This window comes from Mesorhizobium sp. M0808 (assembly GCF_040320025.1).
Lineage (GTDB): Bacteria > Pseudomonadota > Alphaproteobacteria > Rhizobiales > Rhizobiaceae > Mesorhizobium.
The window spans coordinates 21,979-34,487 of the sequence record NZ_JAMYOX010000012.1 but is presented as its reverse complement, the minus strand read 5'-3'; the positions used below and the strand labels follow the sequence as shown (position 1 = coordinate 34,487).

9 protein-coding genes and 3 pseudogenes are annotated in these 12,509 nt (G+C 59.3%); 4 read left to right on the top strand and 8 right to left on the bottom strand.

Annotated elements, in window-relative coordinates:
- The first annotated feature begins 45 nt into the window (after positions 1-45).
- Positions 46-723, top strand: coding sequence for a type 1 glutamine amidotransferase domain-containing protein (locus tag NKI25_RS16085; RefSeq protein WP_352998678.1), 678 nt, complete (start codon positions 46-48; stop codon positions 721-723).
- A gap of 153 nt (positions 724-876) precedes the next feature.
- On the opposite strand, the pseudogene NKI25_RS36455 reads toward NKI25_RS16085, so the two are convergent.
- Positions 877-1,056 (bottom strand): annotated as a pseudogene (locus NKI25_RS36455) (IS256 family transposase); the annotation flags it as partial.
- On the opposite strand from NKI25_RS36455, the pseudogene NKI25_RS16075 reads away from it, so the two are divergent.
- Positions 1,020-1,172, top strand: a pseudogene (locus NKI25_RS16075) (zincin-like metallopeptidase domain-containing protein); the annotation flags it as partial. The pseudogenes NKI25_RS36455 and NKI25_RS16075 sit on opposite strands and share 37 nt — an antisense overlap.
- 260 nt (positions 1,173-1,432) lie before the next feature.
- Here NKI25_RS16075 and NKI25_RS16070 read toward each other — a convergent pair.
- Both NKI25_RS16070 and NKI25_RS16065 read right to left on the bottom strand, forming a co-directional pair.
- A complete protein-coding gene (locus NKI25_RS16070) occupies positions 1,433-2,470 on the bottom strand; it encodes an NAD(P)H-dependent flavin oxidoreductase (RefSeq protein WP_352998677.1) in 1,038 nt (345 codons plus the stop codon).
- A gap of 470 nt (positions 2,471-2,940) precedes the next feature.
- A complete protein-coding gene (locus tag NKI25_RS16065; RefSeq protein ID WP_352998676.1) occupies positions 2,941-3,720 on the bottom strand; it encodes a thioredoxin family protein in 780 nt (259 codons plus the stop codon).
- 915 nt (positions 3,721-4,635) lie between these two features.
- On the opposite strand from NKI25_RS16065, the gene NKI25_RS16060 reads away from it, so the two are divergent.
- Positions 4,636-4,914: a hypothetical protein gene (locus NKI25_RS16060; RefSeq protein WP_352787491.1), complete on the top strand. Its 279-nt coding sequence runs from the start codon at positions 4,636-4,638 to the stop codon at positions 4,912-4,914.
- A 253-nt stretch (positions 4,915-5,167) separates the two neighbouring features.
- On the opposite strand, the gene NKI25_RS16055 is transcribed toward NKI25_RS16060, so the two are convergent.
- The 3 genes from NKI25_RS16055 to NKI25_RS16045 form a co-directional block, all read right to left on the bottom strand.
- Complete coding sequence (locus tag NKI25_RS16055) at positions 5,168-5,551, bottom strand: VOC family protein (protein WP_352787490.1); 384 nt, start codon at positions 5,549-5,551, stop codon at positions 5,168-5,170.
- A 499-nt stretch (positions 5,552-6,050) separates the two neighbouring features.
- The gene (locus tag NKI25_RS16050; protein ID WP_352998675.1) at positions 6,051-7,052 is read right to left on the bottom strand and encodes an HlyD family secretion protein; all 1,002 of its coding nucleotides are present in this window, start codon (positions 7,050-7,052) and stop codon (positions 6,051-6,053) included.
- A 44-nt stretch (positions 7,053-7,096) separates the two neighbouring features.
- Entirely contained in the window at positions 7,097-8,662 is a 1,566-nt protein-coding gene (locus tag NKI25_RS16045; protein WP_352998674.1) for an MFS transporter, read from the bottom strand.
- A gap of 1,123 nt (positions 8,663-9,785) precedes the next feature.
- Between NKI25_RS16045 and NKI25_RS16040 the strand changes: the two genes are divergently transcribed.
- Positions 9,786-10,424: an NADPH-dependent FMN reductase gene (locus NKI25_RS16040; protein WP_352998673.1), complete on the top strand. Its 639-nt coding sequence runs from the start codon at positions 9,786-9,788 to the stop codon at positions 10,422-10,424.
- Positions 10,425-10,439: 15 nt separating this feature from the next.
- Here the strand turns inward: NKI25_RS16040 and NKI25_RS16035 are convergent.
- Positions 10,440-11,091: pseudogene (locus NKI25_RS16035) on the bottom strand (VOC family protein).
- 999 nt (positions 11,092-12,090) lie between these two features.
- Positions 12,091-12,498, bottom strand: a complete 408-nt coding sequence (locus NKI25_RS16030) for a cupin domain-containing protein (protein WP_352998672.1) — start codon at positions 12,496-12,498, stop codon at positions 12,091-12,093.
- Between the last annotated feature and the right edge of the window lie 11 nt (positions 12,499-12,509).

Here is a 12,509-nt window from a genome sequence, read left to right as displayed (position 1 = left end):
GGGCAATGCCGGTCTGGGACACGCCGCAACTAACGGAGACTGACTATGAAAATCCTGATGGTATTAACGTCGCATGACCAGCTCGGGAATACGGGCGAGCAGACGGGTTTCTGGCTGGAAGAGTTCGCGGCGCCCTACTACGTGTTCAGGGACGCCGGAGCCGAGATCACTTTGGCATCGCCCAAGGGAGGGCAGCCGCCGATCGACCCCAAAAGCGACGATCCGGACAATCAGACAGAAGCGATGACGCGCTTCAAGAAAGACTCCGAAACTCAGCACCTATTGGCGAAGACCGAAAAGCTCGGCGACGTGAAAGCGGACGGTTTCGATGCGGTTTTTTATCCGGGGGGCCATGGTCCCATGTGGGACCTTGTCAATGACGAGAATTCGATCAGCCTGATTGAGGATTTTTACAACTCAGACAGGCCGGTCGTCGCAGTGTGTCATGCCCCGGCTGTCCTGCAAAAGGTGACCTATCGGGGTCAACCTATCGTCAAGGGAAAGCGTGTCACCGGCTTCACCAACAGCGAGGAGGAAGCGGTCCACCTGACGGATGTCGTCCCCTTCCTCGTCGAGGACGAGCTGAAGCGTTTGGGCGGCAACTATGAAAAAGCTGGTGATTGGGCCGATTTCACAGTCGTTGACGGTCGCTTGATCACCGGCCAGAACCCCTCCTCATCTAGCTCGGCTGCCAAGCAGTTGCTCAAGCTTCTGCAGGGCTAGTACTGTTTCGGGAGGACAAAGGGGTCATTGGATTGAGGCGTCTTGGTGCTTGCCGAAGGCTATGTCCCAAGCGCCGCCTATCTGAAGCCGTGTGAACTCCATCCAGTCAGTTGATGCCGCGCAGGCATCAGCTTTCCCTGGGACGAGGCGCGCGTAGGCCAGCACGTCGGACTCGGCGTCGTCCATGATTGTCGCCAGCTTCGGCACCTTCGGCCGGATCTGGTCGGCTATGGCGCGCCATTGGGCGAAGGCGGTGGCGATGAGACGACCCTGCGGCAACGCGGCACCTCTGCCATATCGAGGAGCTCGTTGCCGAGCTTCCCGCATCGTGTGCCGACCGGGGCGTGGTGCATGATCCGCGCGACAACACAGCTGCCTATCAGACGAGCTGGCTCGCTGTCCTGAAGAATGACAGGAGGGCCATCATCACGGGCGCAGGCCGCTGCTGAGTAACTCACCGCCCTGCAGCGAGCCGCAGGACGGAGCCGCGTGAGGAGAAGCGGCACTTGGCGCTACCGACGAGATGCGCCGGCGCCCCCTTCGCTCGATGACGGTCAGCTTCACCCACGTTTCGTGCGTTCTCGCCATGCCGATCTTCAAATTTCTGCAACTTCATCGACAAATACGCTTCCACCCGTCTCTCCGGAAAGATCGGCATTTTCACAGAGCCGGCAGATCCACAGCTGCACGGTGACACCATCGTTTCCAGCTAAATTCCGCTTAAGATACTGGCCACCAATACAGCGGCAGGCACCTCACGGGCGAGCGCTGCTCCTTGTCCGGCCCAGTAGGCACCAAATGCATCGCTGCCTTGCGCCTTGGAGACGGCGTACAGCGTCTTTCCAATGTCGTAGGCCACTGGGTAGCTCGGAACGCGCGGGCCAATCGAGCCAATCTCCATAAAGCGATTAGCCAGTCCGCGAGCAGGCCGCCCGGAAATCGCGGACGTCAGGCGTGTGTCTGCGGCACGTTCGCTTTTGAGGGCAGCACGATATGCCGAGTCCGCGCCAGACTCGGGGCACAAAATGAAGGCCGTCCCCATCTGAACGGCAGCAGCGCCCAATGTAAGTGCGGCCTTTACGCCTCGTGTGTCCATAATGCCTCCGGCGGCAATCACCGGGAGCCGCGTATTCCGAACGAGCAGACGCATCAGAACGGACATGCTCAGCCCTAGGTCATGTTCGGACAGATCGAACTGACCCCGGTGCCCACCAGCTTCTATTCCTTGGGCGACAATGGCATCGATCCCCGCATCCTCGATCAGACGCACTTCACTGAGATTCGTCGCTGTCGCCAAGGTAATGATTCCGGCATCGCGCAGCGCGTTAATGTGTTCCTGAGGAGGCAGGCCGAAATGAAAGCTTACAATGGCGGGTCTCATAGCGAGGAGCATCCGCAAGGCTTCGTCATCCTCGACAAAGCTCTTGTAGATCTCCTTGACGTCGACCGGAGGCGAAACGTCAAATTCGTGAAACAGCGGGGTAAGATATTCTATCCATGCAGTTTCTAGTACCTGATCCCGCTGCGCCGGAGGATGGCAAAAGACGTTGACGTTGAAAGCGGCCGAGGTGAGGCCGCGGGTCTCCTCTATCATGTGCTGCGCCGCGGCGACAGAACTCGCTCCAATACCGAGCGATCCCACACCCCCGGCGTTGGATACGGCGGCCGCAAGCTGTGGCGTAGAAACACCCACCATCGGTGCCTGGATCACCGGGTGAGTGAAAATGCGGGCGAGGCAGTCTTCCATGACAACTCCGAGCATAAATTGGATGCGGGTAGTGGTTGGCCGATGCCGCGGTGATCACGCGGTTAGTTAGCGGAGAACCTCTTTGCACAGGTGCGTACTTCCGAAGCCGCGTACGGTTGGCGGCGCATGCTGTTGTACTGCTGGAGTGGTGCGCCACAGGATGCGTCAGATCGCACTCCCTGCATCGGTCAATATTGCGCCAGCAGAGGTCACGATCGATGCCAGTTCCTGTCGAGAGTCCGCTCGATGCTGGTCGCAAAGAGCGGTGCTTCGCCCTTTATCCGCGCAATCTGTTCAGATGCGGAGGCAAAGATCATATATCAGCGGACGCAAAACTATCGGACGATGGTGTCGCCGATATGTTTTGTATAGCTGGAGCGGCGGTGGCGCCGCACATCACCCGAGTGGCGCGACGGCCGATCGCCAACAGACGCTCGTGCAGGCGCGTCGTCCCAAACCTGTTTTGGTAATTATCCGAACGTAAAGGCATAGGCCCGTACACCGGCGTCGAAGAACTCAATCTGGAAGGTCCGATCTTCGACTGATCCTCTTTGCCGGACAAGCTGATACATGCGCCCGTCCTGCACGTTTCCCCAGCCTTCGGGGTCAGTGTCAAAACCATGATCGACCCCGGGCGGTGCTCCATCGATCTTGACACGAAAGCGAATGCCTTGGCCTTGGACGGCAGGAGCCAACACTAGATGAAGATCGCGGGAATGAAACCGGTACGAAATGCTACCAGATGGATCGTTCAAGGTTGCGAACTCGCTACCAATAGTCCAAATGCCTGCTAGGCTCCAACGATTGAGGGACAGCGCTTGTACCGCCTGATAAAGAGTGGGAGCATCTTCGTTAACGCCACCGGGAGATACGAACGTTCGGCCTAGGGCATAGCCGACATAACTTTCAGGCGAGCGCAGATTCTGTTTATCGGCTGCGGCCTGAGGACCTTCGCCGGCGACGGCTACCAAATCACCTGCTATCTCTTCGCCAGTGGCTTCGGACAGCAGTTTTTGGATCAGGCGTTCAGATTGGTCGTAATCGCGTTCACCGAATACGTGGTGCCGCACCCTGCCGTCGGCGCCGACGAAATGGAATGCCGGCCATGCTCGATTGCCGAACGCCCGCCATATTCCGTAGTCGTTGTCGATAACAACAGGATAGTCGACGCCGAGCAATCCCAATTGCTTGCCTACGTTGACGAAGTGTTTCTCAAAGGCGAATTCGGGCGTGTGCACTCCGATGACCACAAGTCCGCGATCCTTGTATTTCTCCGCCCAAGCCCGGAGATACGGGAGCGCCCCTCAAGCTGTTTATGCAGGTATAAGTCCAGAAATTCACCAGAACGACCCTGCCTCGTAAATCTTCAGGGCGAAGTGGTTGCGAATTTAGCCACTGCCGCGCTCCCAGCAGCGAAACCAACGGTCCTGACAAAGTAGGGGCCGCGTGCGCTACAGTACTCAAGGCCCAAACGGGTTCGTGCCGCGAGGTGCCGATGAGATCTTGTTCAAGACCGGCTGTGCTCGCTATAGACCAGCGAGTCAAAAGGCCAGTGTCGAGTCCGAGCCAGATGATCGCCGCGCCCGCCACTACAACAACGCCAAGGATACGACGGCCGCCATTCCCCAACCACCCCGACCACTTTATGGCGGTGCAAACGCCGGGTAGACGGGTAAGCACAAAACGTGTCATCGGTTGACCCATTCGGAGGTTAGAGGATGTCGGCTAAAGTAGCTTTCTCTGGCTCTGGTAAGTCCTCTTTGGCAGTAAGAGGCTCTGACCCTCGAAGAAAAATGCGCTACATTAGGTGCGAAGTCCATGATGCTTTGGTGTCGGTCTGCAGGTGGAGTTGGCAATAGCGCGCCACACGGCAACAGGCCCATGCATGTCGCTGGCATGCGAATAGGGTGCAGTAGAAGTAAGGAACAGGCCTGTGAGTTACTTCCACGCATCCCATAAGGTGCACAATGCCTGGATAATCTCGTCGGGCCTCTTGTCGCATCGACCGATGCGAAAGTATCGACGATACCATCGTGCAATAGATTCGTGTCCGTCTTCGGCCCGATAACAATCTTCGGGAGAAACTCCGGATAACATAACTCATTAGAGACCATCACTGAGGTCGCCGACGGGGCGATTGCATAACTCAGGAGAAGGACTTCGCCATGAACATCAAAATTATCTGTCTCGGTGCAACGTTTGCTCTTTCCGCCTTCGGCGGCGTAGTGTTTGCCGGCGCACTCGATGTCGTCGACAACATCCGGCCGTTCTACGTTGATGCCAGCATGAAGACGCTCAAGCCGATGCCTGAATTCAAGGCGACGTTCATGGCGATGCCGCAGAACACTCGGGCGATGATTATGAAGGAGTGCAACGACGCGGCGCAGAGCAAGCCTTATGCCGAGTTCTGTGCCAACGTGAACGCCCTCGCGGGAATGAAATAGCTGGTTCAACAAGCCGGTCAGTCACGCGAATGGTGGCGGCCAAGTGCTCGCCATCAAAGCCAACCGGCTTCGGCCGGGTATGGGCGACTGAGACGGTGGCGCCGTAGTGCAGCCTTTCCAGGTCCCGGAGGAGGGTGCTGGCCGAGCGGCCTCGCCGCCCATCTCAAGCCCCCTCGACCGCGAGTCGCAAGCATCCCATGGGTCAATCTTCCGAACAGAGCACGTCACCACCAATGGCGCTGTCATTGCCTGTCTATTCCGTTCTTTCGCAGACGGCGGAAAGCTTGTTTCCATCCGGATCGCGGACGTAGCACGCATAGAAATTTGCGTGGTGGGGCCGCAGTCCCGGCTTGCCGTCGTCGGTACCACCTGAGGCTAATGCGGCAGCATAGAAGGCATCGACGGAAGCGCGGCTCGGCGCATCGAGAGCCACCATGGAGCCGTTGCCTACAGTGGCGGCCTTCTTGTTGAACGGGGTCGTAACCCACAGACGACTGCGGCTATCGCCCTCTGCCGCATAGCCTATCTCGACCTCGTCGGCCCGACGGCAGGTATAGCTGAGCGCGCCGAGCGCAGCGTCATAAAAGACACGAGCTCGATCAAGGTCACTGGTACCAAGCGTGATGTAGAGAAGCATGCGCGGTAAACCGGAATTTTGCGAGTCATCGAAACGAGCCTGAAATACTGCCCCGAATTTCGCGTGGCGTTCAAGGCTCCTCCGGGTCTCTTCGACGTTTCTCCCCTGAAAGCATTCGGTAGCATAGCCTCGGCATCTCCCCTCGGTCGAGGCCGAGATCGTGCGTTTTGGGCCGACGCCTGACCGCCAATCGACGAGCTCTTCGGAGGCGCAGTGTACCAGGGATGTTGGCAGTCGCGCGGAGCCAGCGGGGCCGAGTTTGGCATCGTCGTTGAGAAGCCGGTCAACCTCGACATGGAACCGGGTGGATGAGCGCCGGCTAAAGGCGCCACGCATTTTTCATCAATGTAGGCTGACCCAGGTGCGGCATAGGCCTTGGCGACTAGTGTCTTGGTCGGCATACAGCTGGCATTGCCGCAGGGCGATGAGCAGACATTCGCGCTCGCGTTCAGCCGTTGATGTCGCATGGGGCGCCGGTCCGAGCATCAGATGTGGCTGGTCAGATGTGACTGGGATGGCTGGCAGAAGTCAGAGCTACCAGAGCTGACATGCCGGGCCGCAGAACATCAAGGTCTGGCTGCCCCGGGTCGAAGATGATCTTGACCGGAATTCGTTGGACTATGTGGGTGAAATTGCCGGTCGCGTTGTCAGGTGGCAAAAGCGCGAACTGTGCTCCGCTGGCCGGCGAGAGGCTCTCGACGCGACCCGTGAATTTCCGCTGGGGGATGCCATCGATTGAGATTTCTATACTGTCTCCTATCCTCAACGCTGCAATCTGCGTCTCCTTGAAATTGGCTACGACCCAGACGTTCCGAGGCACGACCGCGACGAGCAGAGTACCGGCACGGACATACTGTCCGACCCTGGCCTGGCGTTCGCCGACCCAGCCGTCGGCCGGTGACTGCACGACCGTACTTGCGAGTTCGATTTCTGCCAGCGTGAGATCTGCAGCCGCTGCGGCGATGTCGGCTTCGAGCTGCGGGCGCTGGGTCTCGACCACGTTCATCTGCTGCCGAGCGGCGGCTAGGTTTGCCTGCGCTTCGGCGATCTTGGCGCGGGCCCGGAGATCGTCCGCTTCCGCCTGGTCGCTTATCGACTGCGAAGCCCAACCACCTTTGTTCAGTTCTCGAGTTCGCGCGAAATTGCGCGCGGCCTGGTTGGCGTCGGCTTCTGCGCCCTGCAAAGCGGCGATCATCTGTTCAATGACAGCGTGCTGCAAGTCGACCCGGCTGGTCAGATTGGCAAGCACCGAGCGGCGCGTGGCAATCCTGGCGGCAGCTTGGTCGACTCGGGCGCGATAGTCGCTGTCATCTATTCGGAATAGGACGTCCCCGGCTTTCACAGCTTGATTGTCCCGTACGGCGACTTGCGTGATGTAGCCGCTGATCCTGGGGCTAATCGGCGTGACATCGCCACGCACGTAAGCGTTGTCGGTCGATGTCGAATGCAGCCTGGTGAACCATCGTCCCGGGGCCATCGAGGTCGAGGCCACGACGAACACTATCCCAGCGACGAGAAGACTGCTCAGCCCAGCACTTAATAGCTTCATGGTGCTTCTCCTATGGCGACCTTCACTGGCCGCAAAGGTGGCGACCGGCCGATCGCGATAATTCCCATCGCGCCGATCAGCAACACGCTAACAACCAGGAGGAAGCCGTCATTGAACGCCAGGACCCACGCCTCGCGCCGTGCAATCGAGGCTAAGAGGGCGGCCGCTCGGGCCATCGTGCTGTTGTCGTCGACCAGCCGGTTTGCAAACGCTCCCGCGAGCGTCGCCAGGCGATCAGCATTGAGCGCGTTGTAGAGCGATACGTTCTCTGTGATGACGTTGGAGTGAAACTTTTCGCGCTCGGTTACAAAATGGGACACCAGGCCGACTCCGAGGGTCGTGCCTCCGAGCGTCGCTATGTTGAAAGCAAGCGAGGCTGTTGGAAGGTCAGCAGGTTTCAGAGAAGTCGCGCCGACGACCAAGGCTGGTGCCAGGAACAGCAATTGGCCTATCGCGAAGATGACAAGTGTCGCTCGCAACTGCTCGGCGGCAACGAGAGCCGTGCCACCAACCACGAACGCCGTACCGATGGCGCAGAGCGCCAGGCCGAGCGCCATGACTACTCGCATGTCGAGACGATGCATGAGCCACCAGACCAGCGGCAGTGCGAGAAGCTGTGGGATTGCAGCCCACAAAAACAATTCAGCGAGTTCCACCGGTCGATAGCCTTGCACCACTGCGAGGAACTGCGGAACGAGGTAGGCGGTCACTACGAGGCCGACGCGAAACACCAGATTGAGTGCGATCGGGATGCCCAATTTGCGCGACGCAATAAGCCGGGGCGATATGATCGGTACGGGCGAAAACCGCATCAGGAACAGGAATCCGGCCCACGCGGCGAGGGAAACCGCGGTGCTCCAGAGGATTATTTCGTTCTCGAACCAGAAACGCCGCGTGCCTTGACTTAGGACAAGCATCATCGTCGCGAGCGCGAGCGACAGCAGGATCACGGCGATCCAATCGGTCTTGAGGGCCGACCAATCAGGGTCGTTCTGACGCGGCACCCAGGCCCAGGCCGAGAGGGCTAACGTCGCGCCGAAACCGGCCTGGATCAGGAACAGCATTTGCCAGCCAAGGCTGTCTTCGGCGAAGCCCGCTATGACTGGTCCCATCGAGCCGGGGAACAGAAGCACGAAGGCGAGCAGGGTCACGCCGAACGGAAGCCGCGGCCCGCCCGTGACCATGAACACGACGACGAAGGCGGCCGGACCGAACCCGCCGGCCACGAAACCTTGGAGTGTCCGCAGCGCGATCATCACCCGAATATCGGGGGCTGTGGCACAGGCCAACGCGGTGATCATGAAGGTCGTGGCGCTCACCGTGAGATAGCGGCCGATGCTGAGGAACCTGATGAATGGGCCGGAGGTGACGATGCCGGCGAAACTGGCCATGGTGTAAACCGTGAGGATCCAGGATGTCTCGTCTGGCGTGGAAAAGAGGCCTCCCTGGATGTCGGCGACATTGGCCGAGGGCAATTGCGCTGACAGGCCAATGAGCAGCGATCCTGCCAGGCCGGTGGCAAGAAACAGAACCTTGCTTGGCGTTAGCGCATTCGGCGTCATAACTGCGGCAACTCCTCAATCCAAGGATTCGGGCCAGAGGCGATCAGTCGGACACCACCCGTCGCAATGGTCTCCAGTCCCGCGATAAGACGCGGGGTGTCCCCAGAGACGTCTTCAAACCGCGTCTGCGCTTCGGCCGAAGCATCCGCTAAACGCAACCGCGCGGCGCCAGCCTTGGGTCAGATGAAGATCCTTGCTCCGGCGGTGAGCCAGCGCGGCCCGGCAGCCGCTGAGGCCGACCCGTGCGCCTGGCCGAGAAAGGCTGTTTACGACCGACAGATCGATTGCCCTGCGTCCACATGGTGATGACCGCGATTCTGTCCTCATCGGCCCCTGGGTCTCGGCATTGCTCGCCTCGCGTTGACCGTGACCATGCGGCGCGCGTTGCCTGGTCCGGGGCCGCGCAGGGGTGAACCTCGGGGCGGTAAAGAGGCGCGACGAAATTGCGATACACTGATAGAGGCTGCGTGATGACAAATAAGAGTTTCATGACGCGATTTCTTTCCTGAGCACGCCTGCATGGTCGATGCCGTGTACAGATTCATGCGAATGTGGAGGCAAATCTATTGTACGATGGTGTCGCCAATACTTTGGCATCAGTTCGCGTCGCTAAGGGCGGCATCAACTGCGTGAAGCTGTGGTGGTGCAACCCCGTTCATTTTCGCGATCTAGATGATGCAGTGAGCGAGTTGGCCAGCGTTGGCTAATAGCCTGCGAAAGCGGATCAGCAAATCAAGAGATTCGAGTACAACCGTTTAGCCCGAACGTGGAGAGCGCAACTGTAAGTCAGCCACTGTCGCGTTCCACATCGCGGTTACGCGATCTTTGCGCATGCGAGCGTCGATGTGCCCAGGCCCATGCTGTCGTATTGCGACTGGTATCTATCTTCATCAGCGGCATCGCCTGCTCACCGAACCAGCCTTATCCAAAAGTATTGGCGACACCATCGTACAATAGATTTTCACCCACTGGCGATCGATCTGTTTAGCTCATCCACACGTGACACAGGAGGTCGTGATGGCGGCAATATTCGATCCCCCACATGGCGAACCATGTATGGTGCCGCTGCAGCCGCGCTCGCAGTCTTCTTCCATGCAAGTTGCTACTGAGAAGGATATTTACCATGCCTAAGGTCGCTGTTCTGGTAGGAAGCCTTCGGGCCAAGTCGCTCAATCGGAAGGTAGCTGAGTTGCTTACCCGCACGGGACCCAAAGACCTCGGCCTGGAGATAGTCGAGATCGGTGATCTGCCGCTCTACAATGAAGACCTCGAGGAGAATGCGCCGCGGGAGTGGCAGGAGTTTCGCGAACACATCAATGCGTCAGACGCCATTCTGTTCGTGACGCCGGAGTACAACCGGTCCGTTCCTGCGGGGCTCAAGAACGCAATTGACGTGGGCTCACGTCCATATGGCGCAAACGTGTGGAACGGAAAACCGGGAGGAGTGATTACAGTTTCACCGGGCGCTATCGGCGGGTTTGGCGCCAATCACCATCTCCGCCAGATGTTCGTCTTCCTCAACGTGCTGGTCATGCAGCAACCTGAAGCCTATTTGGGCGGCGCAAGCGAATTTTTCGATCAGAGTGGCGCGCTGGCAGATGAGGGGACCCGCAAATTTCTTGCCAGTTTCATTGAAGCCTACGCCCAGTGGGTAACTACGTGTCTAGCCATGTCCAGGCGGACCGTTGCGCCGAGGCTCGCGGTCGAGGTCGAATACAAAGACTTCGATGGATCTCAGAAGGCGATTGCGAGCCTCGCGTGATGACGAGGCTGCTCGTTAGAGCGGCAGCGGCTTGCCATCCTGCTCCTCCAATGCATGCGGCGTACCAGTCGGGCCAGTTCTTATCACGCTGGCCGCCTGTCCGCGCCTCGTGCTCGCGGTGGGAGGCCGACGCGCGTCGGAGCGCGGCGGCGAGCTCGATCGACGAGGTGAATGGTCGTCTGGTCAGACTCCACACTCCCGAGGAATCGTACAGTTATTTCTTGTAACAATCAGGTGTTTCCGTCCGGATCGCTGAAAGTGGCCTAAGTAAAGTAACTGCGCCGCTACGGATCCGGCCTGACTGGCGGCTTTCCTGGGCCTGCACGGTGAAACACTTCGCTCACGTCGACGCCGCGTCCGATAATCTCTGCACGCGCTGCCTCGATGTTTGAGACAACGAGATACGTTCCGCTTGCCGAACCGGGCTCGGCTGATGTGATCCCCTGTCGAAGTGGATGGAGCTCGACGACCCTGGAGGAGTGAACTGCACGACCCGGAACGTGTCGCCGACGACGAAATCGGCATCGAGTCTCCAGCCCAAGTTCCCCTAAAAATGTTTGGGGCGATCGACGTCCGAAACAGGGACGACGACCTCGAGCTTCATATCAACCAACTGTGCTTTCGAGGTCTCGATTGCAGCGTCCTTTCGGACTGTAGCGGTACTCATGTCTATCTCCTTGATCTAGATTTCTTGAGAGTGTCTCGTTACGCCACACCGGCGATCCCGGTAGCGCGCTGGGACGCCCTGTCGACCGGCGAAAGCGCCCTCGGCGCTACCTCGCCGCAGCAACGAACATTGCGCGCCTGTTCGGCGCGGCCAGCCTAGCGAGCATTGGCGTGATCGGCGCCTCGACTTGGCACCGCGTGCTGACCGCCCGCACATACCGGGGACCGGCGCGGGAGACCGGGCACGACCGTCCATGCTCTCCGCCGCTCAAGCTCTTTACGTCCGGCGATGGCCTCCGGCTTGCCGATGTTGACATCCTTCGTGGCGGAGACCCTGATCGCGTCGTCATCCATTGCCGGACGTGCCTAACGCTTCAGGACGGGATAGACTTGCGGGTAGATGAGATTCTGGCTTCGTGCCGGCTCGTGACATGCAAGACAATCTACGCGGTAGTCGGTCGCGACTGTCTTCCGTGTCTCGGTTCCCTCATAGAAAGCCCATCCCCGGCCATCCCCAGCCTTCGCCCCAGCGGGGATCCGTTGGCATGCTTGTCGGATGGGTCGACGAAACGCCCGATTTGCGTGTCGGCATAGCGTGCCGGTCGTCAAGTCCTCGGTGGTCGTGCCAAAGACGTCTTGACCAAGACGGTGCCGTCCTGGAATGTGCCGGTCTCGAAGTAGCCCTCCACGCTTCGGGCTGTGTATACACGACATGCAACTGCTTTGCGCCTTTCTCCGGCGCGTCGGCAAGTGAAGGAGCCGAGCAGAATTCCAGCCTCGTCGATAGTCGTTAACCGCCACGAGCAACATGCTCTGTGCCGCCGTTGTCGTGGCTACTATCTCCGGCTGTGACTGGGCGCCGACGAAGGTGACAGCGACAACACCGCAAAGCAGTGCCGCAGCTGCCAAGAACTTTTTATATTCATTTGAAGCCTCCTGAATCCTCAGCAATGTTGCCGTGCTTGCGCCTGCTGATCGGCGTCGAGCCACAGCGTCGCGTTCACTTGATCACCACGAGTGGCTTGTTCTTTTCGACGATATAAGTGGCGAGTTCGGCCGCGTTGCCGCTGCCGACGTTCTTGACCGCATGGGTCGTTCCGTTGGGGATAAATAGCACGTCGCCGGCTTCGAGCGTCACCGGCGGCTTGCTCTCGAGCGCATACTCCAGCGAACCTTCGACGACATAGACGATTTCTTCGCCGGGATGCGAATGCCTAGGGGCTACCACTCCGGGGGCAAACTGGACGAGCACCTGGATAACTTCGCGTCCAGAGATGCTGAGATCGTTCCGCAGGAGGTCGATGCGCTGGACTCCACCCAGTCGGGCCTCCTCGGGCTGCGCGACGGCCAGTGTCAAACCGGTCCCGACGATCAGCACGGCTGCCACCATCATTCGAGCCGTTTCCATGTGGACCTTCC

Excerpts from the sequence above, each read along its gene's own strand:
- NKI25_RS16055 (WP_352787490.1), bottom strand. The coding sequence starts at position 5,551 with ATGCTTCTCTACATCACGCTTGGTACCAGTGACCTTGATCGAGCTCGT.
- NKI25_RS16045 (WP_352998674.1), bottom strand. The coding sequence starts at position 8,662 with ATGACGCCGAATGCGCTAACGCCAAGCAAGGTTCTGTTTCTTGCCACC.
- NKI25_RS16030 (WP_352998672.1), bottom strand. The coding sequence starts at position 12,498 with ATGGAAACGGCTCGAATGATGGTGGCAGCCGTGCTGATCGTCGGGACC.
- NKI25_RS16040 (WP_352998673.1), top strand. The coding sequence starts at position 9,786 with ATGCCTAAGGTCGCTGTTCTGGTAGGAAGCCTTCGGGCCAAGTCGCTC.
- NKI25_RS16060 (WP_352787491.1), top strand. The coding sequence starts at position 4,636 with ATGAACATCAAAATTATCTGTCTCGGTGCAACGTTTGCTCTTTCCGCC.
- NKI25_RS16085 (WP_352998678.1), top strand. The coding sequence starts at position 46 with ATGAAAATCCTGATGGTATTAACGTCGCATGACCAGCTCGGGAATACG.
- NKI25_RS16070 (WP_352998677.1), bottom strand. The coding sequence starts at position 2,470 with ATGGAAGACTGCCTCGCCCGCATTTTCACTCACCCGGTGATCCAGGCA.